This window comes from Mesorhizobium sp. M5C.F.Ca.ET.164.01.1.1, assembly GCF_004792125.1.
In the GTDB taxonomy this organism is placed as follows: Bacteria; Pseudomonadota; Alphaproteobacteria; order Rhizobiales; family Rhizobiaceae; genus Mesorhizobium; species Mesorhizobium wenxiniae.
In genome coordinates, this window is record NZ_SRTG01000001.1 from 851,926 (window position 1) to 867,886 (window position 15,961).

Annotated in this window: 15 protein-coding genes; 5 read left to right on the forward strand and 10 right to left on the reverse strand. The window is 63.2% G+C overall.

From position 1 onward, the window contains the following. Positions 1–79 precede the first annotated feature (79 nt). From EN807_RS04055 to lepA, 4 genes are all read right to left on the reverse strand, one after another. On the reverse strand, positions 80–2,101 hold the full coding sequence (locus tag EN807_RS04055) for a hydantoinase/oxoprolinase family protein (RefSeq protein WP_135933977.1): 2,022 nt from the start codon (positions 2,099–2,101) through the stop codon (positions 80–82). Positions 2,102–2,377: 276 nt separating this feature from the next. Beyond that, positions 2,378–2,749: a hypothetical protein gene (locus EN807_RS04060; protein ID WP_135935777.1), complete on the reverse strand. Its 372-nt coding sequence runs from the start codon at positions 2,747–2,749 to the stop codon at positions 2,378–2,380. Positions 2,750–2,801: 52 nt separating this feature from the next. Continuing rightward, positions 2,802–3,314, reverse strand: a complete 513-nt coding sequence (locus EN807_RS04065; protein ID WP_135933978.1) for a hypothetical protein — start codon at positions 3,312–3,314, stop codon at positions 2,802–2,804. A gap of 612 nt (positions 3,315–3,926) precedes the next feature. Next, positions 3,927–5,732: a translation elongation factor 4 gene (gene lepA / locus EN807_RS04070; protein WP_135933979.1), complete on the reverse strand. Its 1,806-nt coding sequence runs from the start codon at positions 5,730–5,732 to the stop codon at positions 3,927–3,929. Between the two features lie 183 nt (positions 5,733–5,915). Here lepA and EN807_RS04075 point away from each other — a divergent pair, with 183 nt between their 5' ends. The 3 genes from EN807_RS04075 (at position 5,916) to msrA (ending at position 8,343) form a co-directional block, all read left to right on the forward strand. Then, the gene (locus EN807_RS04075; protein WP_135933980.1) at positions 5,916–6,965 is read left to right on the forward strand and encodes a TadE/TadG family type IV pilus assembly protein; all 1,050 of its coding nucleotides are present in this window, start codon (positions 5,916–5,918) and stop codon (positions 6,963–6,965) included. A 259-nt stretch (positions 6,966–7,224) separates the two neighbouring features. Further along, entirely contained in the window at positions 7,225–7,497 is a 273-nt protein-coding gene (locus tag EN807_RS04080; protein ID WP_135933981.1) for a hypothetical protein, read from the forward strand. Positions 7,498–7,602: 105 nt separating this feature from the next. Next, positions 7,603–8,343 carry a peptide-methionine (S)-S-oxide reductase MsrA gene (gene msrA, locus EN807_RS04085; protein ID WP_135933982.1) on the forward strand — a complete coding sequence of 247 codons (741 nt, stop codon included), beginning with the start codon at positions 7,603–7,605 and terminating at the stop codon, positions 8,341–8,343. Positions 8,344–8,389: 46 nt separating this feature from the next. Here msrA and EN807_RS04090 read toward each other — a convergent pair whose 3' ends face one another. The 6 genes from EN807_RS04090 to EN807_RS04115 all read right to left on the reverse strand — a co-directional run bounded on the left by EN807_RS04090 (position 8,390) and on the right by EN807_RS04115 (position 13,921). Beyond that, positions 8,390–9,115 carry an amino acid ABC transporter ATP-binding protein gene (locus tag EN807_RS04090; RefSeq protein WP_135933983.1) on the reverse strand — a complete coding sequence of 242 codons (726 nt, stop codon included), beginning with the start codon at positions 9,113–9,115 and terminating at the stop codon, positions 8,390–8,392. Continuing rightward, a complete protein-coding gene (locus tag EN807_RS04095) occupies positions 9,093–9,752 on the reverse strand; it encodes an amino acid ABC transporter permease (protein WP_065007966.1) in 660 nt (219 codons plus the stop codon). The genes EN807_RS04090 and EN807_RS04095 overlap by 23 nt, the downstream gene beginning before the upstream one ends. 10 nt (positions 9,753–9,762) lie before the next feature. Further along, positions 9,763–10,434 (reverse strand): amino acid ABC transporter permease, encoded by a 672-nt coding sequence (locus EN807_RS04100; RefSeq protein WP_127314159.1) that lies wholly within the window; start codon positions 10,432–10,434, stop codon positions 9,763–9,765. 142 nt (positions 10,435–10,576) lie between these two features. Beyond that, on the reverse strand, positions 10,577–11,347 hold the full coding sequence (locus EN807_RS04105; protein ID WP_135935778.1) for a transporter substrate-binding domain-containing protein: 771 nt from the start codon (positions 11,345–11,347) through the stop codon (positions 10,577–10,579). Between the two features lie 199 nt (positions 11,348–11,546). After that, the gene (locus tag EN807_RS04110) at positions 11,547–12,551 is read right to left on the reverse strand and encodes a cytochrome d ubiquinol oxidase subunit II (protein ID WP_135933984.1); all 1,005 of its coding nucleotides are present in this window, start codon (positions 12,549–12,551) and stop codon (positions 11,547–11,549) included. An 11-nt stretch (positions 12,552–12,562) separates the two neighbouring features. Next, positions 12,563–13,921: a cytochrome ubiquinol oxidase subunit I gene (locus tag EN807_RS04115; protein ID WP_135933985.1), complete on the reverse strand. Its 1,359-nt coding sequence runs from the start codon at positions 13,919–13,921 to the stop codon at positions 12,563–12,565. A gap of 232 nt (positions 13,922–14,153) precedes the next feature. Here EN807_RS04115 and EN807_RS04120 point away from each other — a divergent pair, with 232 nt between their 5' ends. Then, the gene (locus tag EN807_RS04120; protein ID WP_135933986.1) at positions 14,154–15,080 is read left to right on the forward strand and encodes an ABC transporter ATP-binding protein; all 927 of its coding nucleotides are present in this window, start codon (positions 14,154–14,156) and stop codon (positions 15,078–15,080) included. After that, entirely contained in the window at positions 15,077–15,838 is a 762-nt protein-coding gene (locus EN807_RS04125) for an ABC transporter permease (RefSeq protein ID WP_135933987.1), read from the forward strand. The genes EN807_RS04120 and EN807_RS04125 overlap by 4 nt, the downstream gene beginning before the upstream one ends. Positions 15,839–15,961: the final 123 nt, after the last annotated feature.

Here is a 15,961-nt window from a genome sequence, read left to right on the forward strand (position 1 = left end):
ATACCATCACTCCTATTCGTTAGCGCTGCCCCTCATCCCCCTGCCGGGACCTTCTCCCCGTGAACGGGGAGAAGGGGGCCTACACCGCAATCCTTGGCCTGCCGGACGCCACCGCCACCACATGCGCCTCGATGAACATGCGCTGACCCTCGACGGTGGAGACGCGGAATTCGCTGGCGATTTCGATCTCGGCGCTGTCGGTGCCGGCGTCCCTGGCCCGCCCGGCGGCTATCGCCCGCACATCGGTTTCCGCCGCGGCGATCGCCGCCGCCTCGTCGACAAAATCGCGCACGGTTTCGCCTGACGCGACGCGAAACAGCCCCTCCTTGGGCTGGCTGACCCGCGCCTCCGCCGAGACCCTGACCTGACCGACGACGGCGCCGAGCGCATTGGCGACGTCGGTATCCTCAGGCACTACGCAGCCATTGCCGACCAGCTCGGCCAGGCCGGCATAGTGCAGCGGCGCCGAGGCGCCGAGGCCGATCACCGGGCGGTCGAGCGCGACACTGAGCCGTGCGATGCCGGGATGCGCGTCGACGGCGCGCTGCACCAGCGCGTGCGCCACGGTCGCGGCGCCGTCGAGCCCGTCCTCGGCGAAGGCCGTTTCAAGAATGACTTCCGCCGACCAGCGCGTCAGCGTCACCAGCACCCGTTCCGAGATTGCCTCCGGCGTGGCGGCGATGAACTGGCCGCGCCCGTCGCGCTTGCGGGCAAACAGCTCGGCGCCGAGACGGGCTGTTGCCGCATCCCAATTGGCCTGCTTGCCCAGCACATGGGCGGCATCCGACGGCGTGAAGCCCGAAATATGCACCAGGCCGCGCGACACCAGCCGGTTCAAGGTGGCGTTCTGGGCGTTCGAGGTGAGCAGCCTGTCGAGGGCGAGCGGCACGCTGCCGATCGCCTCGTACAGCCTCGCTTCCGGAGCGGTGAGGCCGGCGGCGAGCCGCTCCGGCACGCCGGTGCGCACGGCGAAACGGCCATCCATGCGGCCGGGGTTCGGCGCCCGCAGCTGGCGCTCCAATTCTGAGGTGACGGCTTCGCCATGCACCATGCCGGCCAGCGCTAGCGGCACCAAGCGGCGCGGCCCGAGCAGGACTTTTGGGCTGAGCACGCCGTCCTCCAGCGCCACTTCGGAATCGCCGCCGAGCCCAAAAGTGCGCATGGCGACCGCCTCGACCATGGTGCGGAAGCCGCCGACGGTGGCGCCTTCCGGATCGAGCCTGGGACGGCCCTTGTCGAGCACCGCGACGTCGGTGGTGGTGCCGCCGATGTCCGATACCACGGCATCGTCGAGGCCGGTCATGTGGCGGGCGCCGACAAGGCTGGCGGCCGGGCCTGAAAGAATCGTCTCGATCGGCCGCTGGCGGGCGAAGGCGGCAGAGACCAGGGCGCCATCGCCGCGCACCACCATCAGCGGGGCGGCGATGCCGCGCGCGGCCAAAAACCCTTCGGTCGCCGCCACCAGCCGGTCGATCATTGAGATCAGCCGGGCGTTGAGCAGCGTGGTGAGCGCCCGGCGCGGGCCGCCGAGCTTGGCTGACAATTCGTGGCTGGCGGTGACCGGCAGGCCGGTTTTTTCGCGGATGAGTTCGCGGGCGGCGAGCTCATGCGCCGGATTGCGGGTGGCGAAATAGGCGCAGACGGCAAAGCCGGACACCGAGGCGCCGAGTTCCGGCAGCACCGCCTCCAGCCCGGACAGGTCGAGCTTGGCCGCATTGCCGTGGACATCGTGGCCACCGGGGCAGAACACGACAGGATCGGTGCCGAGCGCCGCCTTCAGCCCGTCGCGCGCAAGATCGCCTTCGGAAAAGCCGATCATCACCAGCGCCACGCGGCCGCCCTGACCCTCGACCAGCGCGTTGGTGGCAAGCGTCGTCGACATCGACACCAGTTTTATCGCTGCAGGGTCGGTGCCGGATTTTTCCAGCACCGCACCGACCGCGCCCGATATGCCGACCGCCAGATCGTGGCGGGTGGTCAGCGCCTTGGCCTTGGCCAGCACTTTGCTGCTTGGCCCGCCGGCTTCCGACCATAGCACGGCGTCGGTATAGGTGCCGCCGGTGTCTATGCCGAGGAACAGGGGTTTGGTCTTGGCGGTCATTGGCGGGTCCGGAAATTTTGCTCCCCGCCCTTAGCCGATACCGGCCGGCGGATAAAGGCGCGAGCGCTGGGCCAAGGCGCCTAATCCCCCCTTGAGGGGAAGATGTCGCCGAAGGCGACAGGGCCTCGCATGGAGCGCCAACCTCCATCTGGTGCAGCAGGGTGAGCCCGGTCGGACCAACCTCCTCTGGCCTACCGGCTATCTCCCCTCGAGGAGGGAGATCGGCAGTTTCGCCGCTCGGCGCCCTGTTCCCAGTGCTGATCCTACGCCGGCGGCTCACGGCACCAAGTCAATCTCCTCGGTCTCGCCGCCGCTGCAGGTGTAGCAGCAATCGTCGCATTGTTCCTTGTTGCCGGGGCCGACGCCCCAATAGGTGCCCTCGTCGCCGTCGACCCAGGCGCCGTAGCAGATCGATTCGCCATCGTTGCAGGCCAGCGGAATCGACTTGATCTCGCCGTCGTTGAGATAATAATCCTGATTGTTGCCCGGCCAGATATGGTCGCGGTCCTGGCTGTAGAGCTCGACGCGCATGGCGTTGGGATGGCCGTTCCTGATCTCGAAAGTGACGTCGCCGGCATGGGCGGCGGGCGCAAACAAGGCGGCAAGAAAAAACGCGACGGCGATGCGCCGCGCGGAAGTGTAGGCCAACATGAATGATTCCCCCCGGAATTAAACGGCCTGCCCGGCCGCGAGGAGCGCGTCAACCCTCCACCGCAACATGCGGCGCCAGCCGCCGGATCGCCTCGATCATGTCCTGCCCCTGGACGTCGAGCGAGGAGATTTCCATGTGCACGATGTTCTTGCCGAAGGGCAGCATCCGGCTGAGCGCATTGACGGCTGAGTATTTGATCTCGTCGGGCGGCTCCCCGGTCAGCTCGAAATTGAGCATCGCCGCACCCTTGCCGCCGGAGGCGAGGCGCACGCTGCGCACGTTCTGCCAAGGCACCAGCACGTCGCCGGCGCGGCGGTCGCGAAAACCATTATCGTCGAGCACCACCTTGACCGAGGTGTCGAAGGCGCCGCGCGCGATGAAGAAGCCAAGCGCCAGGCAGGCCAAGGCCAACAGCGCGATTACCAGCACATGCACGCTATTCGCCCCCGAGGCCAGGCCGCGCAGCGCGCCGAAGCCGAACATCACGCCGATGATCAACGGCCCGATGGCCGGGAAGATTTTTCCGGTGGCGCTGTTGCGGATTTCGAGCGGCGCGGCCATCGGAAGAGAGTGGAGCGGAAAGCGGCGAGAGTCGATAGCAGCAAGGACCGTGGTCTACCTGTCCCGTTTGCAGGGCTGCAGTCTACTATATTCCTGGGCCAAGAGGTGGAGGAACTTTTTTTGAATGTCTCGGTCCACCTTGGACACTGCATCCCTGCACCAATAAGCGGCTCAAGTATTCGCTGTTTGGTCGTTCCGGCAAACCGAAACTTACTCTGCGTAAAACCAAACTGCAGGAGGAAGGCTTCTTGCCGCTAGTCGTGAGGAGGAGGCTTCATTCTGCATGGCGCTGTGTGGGATGCGCCCACTGTCCTACATCTTGGAACGATGATGGCGCTAAGTATGGATACGGGCAGGCCCGTCTACGTCCGGCGGGATGGTTCGGGCTGGGCCACCGTAAATTACTTTCCGACGAATGGGTCCGTCTCGACTCACATCAAAATGCGAGAGGACACGTTGGGGCCCTTGGATCTATTTGTGGAGCCTCCGAAACGGGTCGGCTAATCTCCCCATCCCTGCAGCCCGCTGCCTCCGGCAGCTCCCCCGTTTTCGAAGCCTGCCATCGATCTACCGGATCGACGTCTTGGCGCGCTCGGCGCACCAACCGGCTCCTCAATCCCCCATCTTCAGCGCCTGGATAAACGCCTCCTGCGGGATATCGACCTTGCCGAACTGCCGCATGCGCTTCTTGCCCTCTTTCTGCTTGTCGAGCAGCTTGCGCTTGCGCGAGACGTCGCCGCCGTAGCATTTGGCGGTGACGTCCTTGCGCAGCGCCGAGATCGTCTCGCGGGCGATGACCTTGCCGCCTATCGCAGCCTGGATCGGGATCTTGAACAGGTGGTGTGGGATCAGCTCCTTCAGCTTCTCGCACATCTGCCGGCCGCGCTTTTCCGCCGCCGTGCGGTGCACCAGCATCGACAGCGCGTCGACCGGCTCCTCATTGACCAGGATCGACATTTTGACCAGGTCGCCCTCGCGGTAGTCGGTCAGGTGATAGTCGAAGGAGGCGTAGCCCTTGGAGATCGATTTTAGGCGATCATAAAAGTCGAAGACGACCTCGTTGAGCGGCAGGTCGTAGGTCAGCATGGCGCGTTTGCCGACATAGGACAAATCGGCCTGGATGCCGCGCCGGTCCTGACAGAGTTTCAGGATGCCGCCGAGATACTCGTCCGGGGTGAGGATGGTGGCGCGGATCCATGGCTCCTCGATGGCCGATATCTTGACCACGTCGGGCATGTCGGCCGGGTTGTGTAGTTCCTTGACCGTACCGTCGTTGAGAGCCAAGCGGTAGACGACGCTGGGCGCCGTGGCGATGAGGTCGAGATTGAACTCGCGCTCCAGCCGCTCCTGGATGATCTCCAGATGCAAGAGGCCGAGGAAGCCGCAGCGGTAGCCGAAGCCAAGTGCTGCACTGGTTTCCATTTCGTAGGAGAAAGAAGCGTCGTTGAGGCGCAGCTTGCCGACCGCGGCGCGCAGATCCTCGAAATCGGCGGCGTCGACCGGGAACAGGCCGCAGAACACCACCGGCTGCGCCGGCTTGAAGCCGGGCAAAGCGTGCGCCGTCTGGCGCTTGTCCTCGGTGATGGTGTCGCCGACGCGAGTGTCGGCGACTTCCTTGATCGAGCCGGTGAAGAAGCCGAACTCGCCGGGGCCGAGCTCGTCGACGTTGATGCGGGCAGGGGTGAAGACGCCGGTGCGCTCGACCAGGTACTTGGCGCCGGTGCCCATCATGCGGATGGTCTGGCCCTTCTTCAGCACGCCGTCGATGATGCGGACCAGCACGATGACGCCGAGATACGCGTCGTACCAGCTGTCGACCAGCATCGCCTTGAGCGGTGCCGCGATGTCGCCCTCGCGCGGCGGCGGCAGATCGTTGACGATCGCCTCCAGCACGTCCGGAATGCCAAGCCCGGTCTTGGCCGAGATCAGCACGGCGTTGGAGGCGTCGATGCCGATCACCTCCTCGACCTGCTCGCGGATGCGCTCGGGCTCGGCCGCCGGCAGGTCGACCTTGTTCAGCACCACGACGATCTCGTGGTTGTTGTCGATGGCCTGGTAGACATTGGCCAGCGTCTGCGCCTCGACCCCTTGAGAGGCGTCGACGACCAGCAGCGAGCCCTCGCAGGCGGCGAGCGACCGCGACACTTCGTAGGCGAAGTCGACATGGCCGGGGGTGTCGATCAAATTGAGGATATAGTCCTCGCCATTGTTGGCGCGGTATTTCAACCGCACGGTCTGCGCCTTGATGGTGATGCCGCGCTCGCGCTCGATATCCATCGAGTCCAGCACCTGCTCTTTCATGTCGCGCAGCTCCAGCCCGCCGGTCAGCTGGATCAGCCGGTCGGCAAGCGTGGATTTGCCATGGTCGATATGGGCGACGATGGAGAAATTGCGGATGTTCTTGATCGGCGTGGTCATGCGGCGCGCTTTAGCAGGGGCAGCTTGCCCGGGCAAGCGGCCGGGCGTGCGGCCAAAGCAATCGCTGAGGTTTGCGCTGCCGGACGGGGGGCGCAACACCGTTAAGCTTTGATCCACCGGATTAATGCATAGTCCGCGCCCTGCGTGACAGGCAACGACCTGTCACCGTTTGGGGGCCAAGCAATGCCACAGTCTGGAAGCCATTTTCTCCGTTCCGAGAGCGGCTCCTTAGCGCCGATACTCGCCATCATGCTTATCCCGATGTGTGCCGCTCTGGGCTTTTCAATCGACTACAACTCAGCCGTTGCGACCAAGGGATCGATGCAGAATGCGCTCGATGCCGCGACCCTGTCGATCACGACGCTGCCAACCAGCACGTCACTGGCGGACCGTCAGGTGAAACTGCAGGAGTCGTTTACGGCCAATAGCGGGCCAGGCACCGCCAAGCTAGACAGCTTCGTCGTCGCTGCCGACGGCACCGCCAGCATCAATGCTTCGGCCAGCTTTGCCATGCCGACGAACTTCATGCAGATCGCCCACGTCGACACAGTGCAGATCGGCGTCGCGTCGGCGGTGCGCAAGCGGCCGGCGCTGGTGCAGACCACGTTCAAGGTCGACAAGGTGTCGGGCTATTGGAACAAGACGATGACGCTCTACGGCACGAAATTCGGCGAGACGGCGCTCAACCCGTTGATGAAGATCAACTATGTCTACAACAACTTTGGCGATCCGAAAGGCTACGGCACGTCGACAGTGAATACGGTCAATGGAGCGACGAGCACGAAGGTCCAGGAACAAAAATGCACGACCAAGACGGTGCAGAATTTCAATAGCCTGCCTGCCGGCGCGATTACACAAACGAGCGGCAACAAGAAATACCTGACCACCTGCACCAACACCATGTATCCCGCGAACGGCGCCGGCGCGGTGATCGACGTCAGCCTGATGGATGTGCTGTATCTGCAGATGGATGTGCCGTCGGCCCAAATACCCAAGCTCAAGTCGAACGACGCGAACACATCGAACCGGTTGTACATCGACGGCGTTGAAGTCGCGAACGGCGAAACGGTGGACATCTTCACCGCGGTGCCGTGCGGCCAACCCAGCCAGCAGGCCTGGGAGGACGGCGGCAATGCCGTACCGGCTCCGGTGTCCAACGCCGATTTCTTCTACACCGTGACCGGCAAGTGCGACTTCAACCAGCGGCCTTCGCAAACAGTGCTTACGCAATAGGCCGACAGCTGCGGCGCGGCCAGAGAGGACGCGCGCCCGCAGCATCTCATTTCAACGCCGTCCGGTCGCCACCGGGCGGCGTTTTCGTTGCGGGCGACCGTGGCGAGTTCGAAGCGCGCGGAGGTGACACTTGCCTTCTCCCTTGTGGATGAAGGGAAAGAATGATCACGAAGCGGTGATGGCTGTAACGAAGGCCCAGGCGGCGGCGAAGAGCTGATGTGATCGCCATTCCGGCGCGCCACCAACCTGGGAGACTATCATGACCAACCGCCCGACCTTGCCGGCACTTGCCTTCGCGCTTTGCTCGACCGCGCTTTTTGCCGGCGGCGTTGCGCGCGCCGAAGATGCGATGAAGCCGGCCGATGCGATGGCGACTGACGCCATGAAGCCGGCGACCGATGCGATGAAGCCCGTGGATCCGATGGCGGCCGAAAAGATGAAGGACTGCATGGACAAGGCTGCCATGGAAACCGACGCGATGAAAAAGGACGCTGCGACCAAGACCTGCAACGAAATGGGGACGGCCAAGTAGGCCGCGTCCGGAACGGGCGCCGCCGATGCACGCGCCGCACGGCAATGTGAAACCGCGACGGACCTATCTGTCGTATAGTCTTAAACTCATGCAGGGAGATCAGAGATGACCGGCATTGAAAAAACCGCCGCGAAACGATTGACGAACGTCGCCAGGGGCGCCCTTGCGGCGCTGATGCTCGCGGCGGCCGGCGCCGCCTTGTGGCAGACGCCGGCAATCTCGGCCGAGAAGGCGGTGGTGATCCCACCGCCGGCGATGGACGAAAAACCTGCCGCCGACACCGCCAAGGCGATCTTCGCCGGCGGCTGTTTCTGGGGTGTGCAAGGCGTGTTCCAGCACGTCAAGGGCGTGACCAGCGCCGTGTCCGGCTATTCCGGCGGCGACAAGGACACCGCCGTCTACGAGACGGTCGGCACCGGTCGGACCGGGCACGCCGAAGCCGTCGAGATCACCTACGAGCCGTCCAAAGTCACTTACGGCCAGTTGCTGCGGGTGTATTTCTCGGTCGCGCACAACCCGACGCAGCTGAATTACCAGGGTCCGGACCGCGGCCCCCAATACCGTTCGACGATCTTTGCCGAAAACGATTCACAGAAGAAAATCGCCGAGAGCTATATCGCCCAGCTCGACAAGGCCAAGGTGTTTCCAGAGCCGATCGTGACCACGCTGGAGACCGGGAAAACCTTCTATCCGGCCGAGGACTATCACCAGGATTTTTTGACGCTGAACCCGACCTACCCCTATATCGTCTACAACGACCTGCCCAAAATCGAGAACTTGAAGACGCTCTTCCCAGACCTTTACAGCGAAAAACCGGTGCTGGTGCTGGCCGCCAATAAGAGCTGATCTTCTGCGACGCGCTTAGAGCAGCGAGCGGGCCAGCAATGCCCGCCTACTGCACGCCTAGAAACTGCCTGAGCTCAGGCGTCCTGGGATTGGCGAAGACTTCCTCGGGGGCGCCGATCTCGTGGACGCGGCCCTGATGCATGAACACGACGCGCGAGCAGACGTCGCGGGCGAAGCGCATCTCATGGGTGACCATCACCAGCGTCATCCCTTCCGCGGCCAATTCCCTGACGACAGCCAGCACTTCGGCAACGAGTTCGGGGTCGAGCGCCGAGGTGATCTCGTCGCATAGCAGCGCGATGGGCTGCATGGCGAGCGCCCGGGCGATGGCCACGCGCTGCTGCTGGCCGCCGGACAATTCGTCCGGCAAGGCGTCGAACTTGTGGGCGAGACCGACGCGGTCGAGCATTTTTCGCGCGACCGCTTCGGCGTCCTTTTTCGGCGTCTTCTTCACCACCATCTGCGACAGCATGACGTTGCCGCCAGCGGTGAGATGCGGGAACAGATTGAACTGCTGAAAAATCATGCCGACCTTCAGGCGCAGCGCCTTGAGATGCACCTCGTCGGGCAGGAACTGGGCGCCGGCGACGACGATCGAGCCTTCGTCGATGGTCTCCAGCCCGTTGATGCAGCGCAGCAGCGTCGACTTGCCCGAGCCGCTCTTGCCGATGATGGCGACGACCTCGCCCGACGCGATGTCGATGGAAATCCCCTTCAGCACCTCGTTATCGCCGAAGCGCTTCTTCACCTCAGTGATTGCGATGAGCGACATTGAGCTTCCTTTCCAGGAGCTGGCTCGATTTCGACAGCGGCCAGCACAAAGCGAAGTAGATGAGCGCGACCAGTCCATAGACGGTGAACGGCTGGAATGTGGCGTTGGTGACGATCGAACCGGCCTTCGATAATTCGACGAAGCCGATGATGGATGTGAGCGCGGTGCCCTTCACCACCTGCACCGAGAAGCCGACGGTCGGCGGCACCGCCACTTTCAGCGCCTGCGGCAGGATGATGTAGCGCATCTGCTGGAGATAACCCATGCCGAGGCTGGCGGACGCCTCCCATTGACCTTTGGCGATGCTCTCGACGCAGCCGCGCCAGATTTCGGCGAGGAAGGCGGCGGTCCACAGGATGAGCGCGACACAGGCGGCAAGCCAGGCGGGAACGTCGATGCCGAACAGGCCAAGGCCGAAGAAAGCGAGAAAAAGCTGCATCAGGAGCGGGGTGCCCTGGAACAGCTGGATGTAGCCGCGTGACAGCAGCCGCAGCCACTGCCGGCCGCCGATGCGCAGGAAAAGCAGGGCCGCACCGACAATGCCGCCACCGATGAAGGAAACCAGCGAGAGGACAACGGTCCAGCGGGCGGCCAGAAGCAGGTTGCGCAGGATGTCCCAGAAGCTGAACTCGGTCATGGCGCCTGTCTCATCGCGACGCCTTCCTTGGAAACAGCATCCAGCCCAGGCCGGCCAGCAGCTGGCGCAGCAGGATGGCGAGGGCCAGGTAGATCAGGGTCGAGACGATGTAGGTTTCGAAGGCCCTGAAGTTGCGCGACTGGATAAAGTTGGCTGCAAAGGTCAGGTCCTCGGCGGCAATCTGCGAAACGACGGCCGAACCCAGCATGACGATGACGATCTGCGATGACAGCGCAGGCCAGATGCGCTGCAGCGCCGGGACCAGAACCACATACCAGAAGCTCTGGAACGGCGTCATGGCCAGGCTCGCGCCGGCTTCGAACTGGCCGCGTGGCGTGGCCTGGATGCCGGCGCGGATGATTTCGCAGCTGTAGGCGCCGAGATTGACGATCATGGCGAGGTTGGCGGCGGTCAGTTCCGACATCCTGATGCCAAGCGACGGCAGCCCGAAGAAGATGAAGAACAGCTGGATGAGGAAGGGCGTGTTGCGGATCAGCTCGACATAGGTCGCGACGACGGGTTTTAGCCATTTCGGCCCCAGCGCCCGCACCCAGGCGCAGGCAATGCCCAAGGCCACGCCGAACACCGCGCCGATCACGATGAGCTGCACGGTGATCCGGATGCCCTTCAGCAGCACCGGCAGAGAACCGATCAGCCAGCCGAAATCGAACTGATAGGTCATGGCTTGCTATCTGACCTAGAGCGGTTCCGGTTCTCTTGGAACCGGTAACTCGCTCTAACTGTTTGTTTTGCCGCATTTATGCGGACGCCAAATGGTTCCATTTGGCTGCAAAATGCTCTAAGCCACACGCGGCGGGCGGCGATCACAGGTCAGCCGGCAGGTCGACCTTCAGCCATTTTTGCGAAATTGCGTTGAGGGCGCCATCGGACCTGGCAGCGGCGATGATGCCGTTGATCTTGGTCATCAACGCCGGCTCTTCCTTGTTCATGCCGATGTAGCAAGGCGAATTCTTGATCAGGAATTTGAGCTCCGGCCGCTTGGGCGGGTTCTTTTCGAGGATGGCGGCGGCGACGACATTCCCGGTCGCGATCACCTCGACCTGGCCCGAAAGGAAAGCGGAAATAGTGCCGTTATTGTCCTCGTAGCGCTTGATCTCGACGCTCGCGGGCACGACCTTGGTCAGTTCGAGATCTTCGATCGCGCCGCGGGTGACGCCGACGGTCTTGCCGGCGAGGTCTTCCGCCTTCGCGACCGCGACATCTGCCGGAGCGAACACGCCATTGTAGAAGGGGGCGTAGGCTTCGGAAAAGTCGATGACCTTCTCGCGATCGGGATTCTTGCCGAGGCTGGAAATGACCAGGTCCACCTTGTTGGTCTGAAGATAGGGAATGCGGTTGGCGCTGGTGACCGGGACGATCTCGACCTTGGCGCCGAGCTTTTCGCCAATCAGATTGGCGATATCGATGTCGTAGCCTTGCGGCGTCATGTCGGCACCGACACTGCCGAAGGGCGGGAAATCCTGTGGCACCGCGATGCGGATGGTGCCCCGCGTCCCGATGTCGCTCAAGGCGTCAGCCCGCGCCTGCGGAAGCGGAGCCATGGCGATTCCAGCCACGGCGGCGAAGGCCAGCATGCACAAATTGCGACGGTTCATTATTTTTCCTTTGACTGAGCAAAACCAATTGGTCGTCAGGGCAAAGCAACAGGCATGCCAAACCATCGAAATCGGCGCGAATCGGGCTTTCTCAATAGGATCGGGGAAGGCTTTTTCACGACCCAATGCCGCTCGACTGGCAGGCCGCCTAAATATTGTGCAGTGCGGCGGTTGCCTGTCAGTCGTAGGTCAGATCCGTCGCCTTGCCGCCGAAAACGCGGTAGGCATAAAACGAATAGAAAATGATGATCGGCAGCACGACCACCGTGCCGGCCAGGATGATGGCGAGGCTTTCCGGCGCGGACGCCGCCTGCCAGATGGTCAGCCTGTCGGGCACGACGAAGGGATAGAACGACCAGGCGAGCCCGGCAAAGCCCAGCGTGAAGATGGCGGCCAGTGTCAAGAACGGCGTCAGCGCGTGGCGGTCGTCCGCTTTAGGCAGATGGAAGGTCTGCCGCCAGAGCCAGGCGAACAGCACCGCCGACAGGATCGGCAGCGGCGACAAATAGAGCATGGCGGGCCAGACGAACCATTTGTCGAAGATGCGCGGACTGGCGAGCGGCGTGGCCAGCGAGACGGCGACCATGCCGAGCGCGGTCAGCACCAGCGCCCGGCGCAGCCATAGCACCGCCTTCTTCTGCAATTCGCCTTCCGTCTTGTAGATGACCCAGGCCGCGCCCATCGCCGCATAGGCGGCGGCAAGGCAGAGCGCCACAAGCGCGCCGAAGGCCATGCCGCCGAGGCCGACATCCAGGCCCAGCACATAAATCCCCAGCATGTAGCCCTGCGCCAACGAGGCGATGACAGAGCCCAGGAAGAAGATGCGGTTCCAGCGATGCTTCCGGCCGGCCGGTACCTTGGCACGGAAATCAAAGGCAACGCCGCGCAGGATCAGGCCGACAAGGAGCAGGAAGACCGGAATGTAGAGCGCGGTGAGGATGGTGCCGTGCGCCAGCGGGAAGGCAACCAGCAGCAGGCCGACCGCCAGCACCAGCCAGGTCTCGTTGGCGTCCCAGAACGGGCCTATTGCCGCAATCATCGTGTCCTGCTCGGCGTCTTCAGCGGCCGCGAACAGGATGCCGATGCCGAGATCGAAGCCGTCGAGAATAACGTAGATCAGAATGGCAAGGCCCATCAGGCCGGCGAAGATGAGGGGGAGCAATGTCGGCCAGGGAAGCGTCATCACCGTTCTCCCTATTTTGCCGCCGGTTGCGACAGCGGCGCGTCGAGAACGCCCGGCAGCGGCGAGGTATCGCCGTCCTTCGCCGCCTTCAGCGCCAGATAGACCAGCACGCCGAGATAGGCGATCAGAAGCAGCGCGTAGAGGATGAGATAGACCGCAAGCGAGAGCGCGACCTGGCTGCCGGCGACCGGGCCGACCGCATCGACGGTCTTGAGCACACCGGTGACCAGCCAGGGCTGGCGGCCGATCTCGGTGGTGTACCAGCCGGCCAGCGTCGCCAGCCAGCCGGACAGCGCCATCGGCACCATAACCAGCGCCAGCGGTTTCGGCAGGGTGTGGCGGCGCTTGAGGAAAAAGGCGGCCGACCAGGAGACGACGAGCATCAGGACGCCGGTGCCGACCATGATGCGAAAAGCCCAGAACACCGGGAAGACCGGCGGATGGTTGCCGGCATAGTCGTTCAGCCCCGGCACGACGCCACTGGCGCTGTGCCTGAGGATGAGGCTGGCGCCGTCGGGGATGGCGACTTCGAATTTGTTCTCCCTTGCCGCCTCGTCGGGAAGCGCGAAAAGGACCAGCGGCACATTGGGGCCGGTGTTCCAGTTGGCCTCCATCGCGGCGATCTTCTGCGGCTGATGCTCGAGCGTGTTGAGGCCATGCTGGTCGCCGGCGAAGATCTGAATGGGGATCAGGATTGCCGCGGTGAAGACACCGGTGCGCAAGGCCTTCCACATCGATTCCGAGCGGTCGCCATAGAGATAGCGCAGCGCCGACAGGCCAGCGATCAGGAACGAAACCGTCAGGCCGGAGGCAAGCAGCATGTGGACGAGCCGGTAGGGCATCGACGGGTTGAAGACGATCGTCCACCAGTCGGTAGCGTGGGCTACGCCGTTGCGCATCTCAAAGCCGACCGGCGTCTGCATCCAGGAATTGAGCGCGATGATCCAGAAGGCCGACAGGGTGGTGCCGCCGGCCACCAGCACGGTTGCCAGCGTGTGGATGCGGTTGGAGACGCGGCGGAAGCCGAACAGCATGATGCCGAGGAACGCCGCCTCGAGGAAGAACGCGGTGAGTATCTCATAGGCGAGCAGCGGGCCGGCTATGTTGCCGACGGTCTCCATGTAACCCGGCCAGTTGGTGCCGAACTGGAAGCTCATGGTGACGCCCGAAACCACGCCCATGGCAAAGGACAGCGCGAACACCTTCACCCAGGTGAAATAGGCGCGCATCCAGGCGGTATCGCCTGTGGCGTTGTAGCGAAGCTTGAAGAACAGCAGCATCCAGCCAAGCGCGATGGTGATAGCCGGAAACAGGATATGGAACGAGATGTTCGCGCCGAACTGGATGCGCGAAAGGATGAGCGGGTCCATGGCGGCTCCGGCTGCTGCTTATGTCGAAGAAGATAGGCCGGATGCGCTAAGCGGTCAAAGCGGCGTGGCGTCACGCGAGGCGGAACGCCGCAGGACTGCGTCAGCGGTGGATGCGTTTTTCGCACGCACTGTCCAGAACTGTCAGGAGTGCCATTGACTTCCGGCAGCGCGCACCGACATTCAGCGGACTAAAATCAACAGTTCTCCTTTCAAGCAGCCGTTTTTTTCAGCCATGCCATCCATCATTTCCATTTCCGGGGTCACCAAGACCTACGCCACCGGTTTCAAGGCCCTGAAGGAGATCAACCTCGATATCGAGCGCGGCGAGATTTTTGCGCTGCTCGGGCCGAACGGCGCCGGCAAGACGACACTGATCTCGATCGTCTGCGGTATCGTCAACCGCTCGTCGGGCGCAGTCACCGTGGACGGCCACGACATCAGCCGGGATTATCGCACCGCGCGCAGCCTGATCGGGCTGGTGCCGCAGGAACTGACCATCGACGCGTTCGAGAGCGTGTGGGCGACGGTCAACTACAGCCGCGGCCTGTTCGGCAAGCCGGCCAACCATGCCTTCGTCGAGAAAGTGCTGCGCGACCTGTCGTTGTGGGACAAGAAGGACGCCAAGGCGATCACGCTATCGGGCGGCATGAAGCGGCGGCTGATGATCGCCAAGGCGCTGTCGCACGAACCGAGGGTGCTGTTCCTCGACGAGCCGACAGCCGGGGTCGACGTCGAGCTGCGCCAGGACATGTGGGCGATGGTGCGCCGGCTGCGCGAGGATGGCGTCACCATCATCCTGACCACACACTATATCGAGGAGGCCGAGGCGATGGCCGACCGCGTCGGCGTCATCAATCGCGGCGAAATCGTGCTGGTCGAGGGCAAGGCCGAACTGATGCGCACGCTCGGCCGCAAAAGGCTGTTGCTGGAACTGCGCAGTCCGCTCGCCACCATACCCGAGACGTTTTCGCGCTACGCGCTGGAGCTTTCGCCGGACGGCGATCGACTGACTTATACGTATGACAACCAGAGCGAACGGCCGGGCGTCGCCTCGCTGCTCCGCGACCTTGAGACGGCCGGCATCCAGTTTCGCGATATCGATACGCAAAACAGCTCGCTCGAAGAGATCTTCGTCAATCTGGTGAGGAGGGACGCATGAACCTGCGAGCAGTCTGGGCGATCTACAAGATGGAGATGGCGCGCGCCTTTCGGACCGTGCTGCAGAGCATCGTCTCGCCGGTCATCTCGACATCGCTCTATTTCGTCGTCTTCGGCTCGGCCATCGGCTCGCGCATCACCGAGATCGACGGCATCAGCTACGGCGCCTTCATCGTGCCGGGGCTGATCATGCTGTCGCTGCTGACGCAGTCGATCTCCAACGCCTCCTTCGCCATCTATTTCCCGAAATTCGTCGGCTCGATCTACGAGCTGCTGTCGGCGCCGGTGTCCTATCTGGAGATCATCATTGCCTATGTCGGGGGTGCGGCGACCAAGTCGATCATACTCGGCCTGATCATCCTGGGGACCGCATCGCTGTTCGTGCCGCTGACTATCGAGCATCCATTCTGGATGCTATCCTTCCTGGTGCTGACGGCGGTGACCTTCAGCCTTTTCGGTTTCATCATCGGCATCTGGGCGAGAAGCTTCGAGCAATTGCAGCTCGTGCCGTTGCTGATCATCACGCCGCTGACCTTCCTTGGCGGCAGCTTCTATTCGATCGACATGCTGCCCGGCATCTGGCGCACGGTGACGCTGTTCAACCCCGTCCTCTATCTGGTCAGCGGTTTTCGCTGGAGTTTCTACGGCAAATCCGACGTCTCGATCGGCATCAGCCTCGGCATGACCGTCGTCTTCCTGCTTGTCTGCATAGCGATCGTCGCGTGGATCTTCAGGACCGGCTACCGGCTGCGGAACTGATCGGCCTTCACGAATGTCGACCCCCTCCCGTCCCGACTTCGTCGGGCCACCTCTCCCCGCTCCGCGGGAGCTAGGAACCGAGATCCTGCAAACCGTGTCCGATTTGCCATGCAGTGCGGTGCC

Bases quoted from the DNA above. Each gene is read 5' to 3' on its own strand.
- lepA (WP_135933979.1), bottom strand. From the start codon at position 5,732: ATGACCACGCCGATCAAGAACATCCGCAATTTCTCCATCGTCGCCCAT.
- EN807_RS04075 (WP_135933980.1), top strand. From the start codon at position 5,916: ATGCCACAGTCTGGAAGCCATTTTCTCCGTTCCGAGAGCGGCTCCTTA.
- EN807_RS04095 (WP_065007966.1), bottom strand. From the start codon at position 9,752: ATGACCGAGTTCAGCTTCTGGGACATCCTGCGCAACCTGCTTCTGGCC.
- EN807_RS04055 (WP_135933977.1), bottom strand. From the start codon at position 2,101: ATGACCGCCAAGACCAAACCCCTGTTCCTCGGCATAGACACCGGCGGC.
- msrA (WP_135933982.1), top strand. From the start codon at position 7,603: ATGACCGGCATTGAAAAAACCGCCGCGAAACGATTGACGAACGTCGCC.
- EN807_RS04080 (WP_135933981.1), top strand. From the start codon at position 7,225: ATGACCAACCGCCCGACCTTGCCGGCACTTGCCTTCGCGCTTTGCTCG.
- EN807_RS04105 (WP_135935778.1), bottom strand. From the start codon at position 11,347: ATGCTGGCCTTCGCCGCCGTGGCTGGAATCGCCATGGCTCCGCTTCCG.
- EN807_RS04110 (WP_135933984.1), bottom strand. From the start codon at position 12,551: ATGACGCTTCCCTGGCCGACATTGCTCCCCCTCATCTTCGCCGGCCTG.
- EN807_RS04100 (WP_127314159.1), bottom strand. From the start codon at position 10,434: ATGACCTATCAGTTCGATTTCGGCTGGCTGATCGGTTCTCTGCCGGTG.
- EN807_RS04120 (WP_135933986.1), top strand. From the start codon at position 14,154: ATGCCATCCATCATTTCCATTTCCGGGGTCACCAAGACCTACGCCACC.
- EN807_RS04065 (WP_135933978.1), bottom strand. From the start codon at position 3,314: ATGGCCGCGCCGCTCGAAATCCGCAACAGCGCCACCGGAAAAATCTTC.
- EN807_RS04115 (WP_135933985.1), bottom strand. From the start codon at position 13,921: ATGGACCCGCTCATCCTTTCGCGCATCCAGTTCGGCGCGAACATCTCG.
- EN807_RS04125 (WP_135933987.1), top strand. From the start codon at position 15,077: ATGAACCTGCGAGCAGTCTGGGCGATCTACAAGATGGAGATGGCGCGC.
- EN807_RS04090 (WP_135933983.1), bottom strand. From the start codon at position 9,115: ATGTCGCTCATCGCAATCACTGAGGTGAAGAAGCGCTTCGGCGATAAC.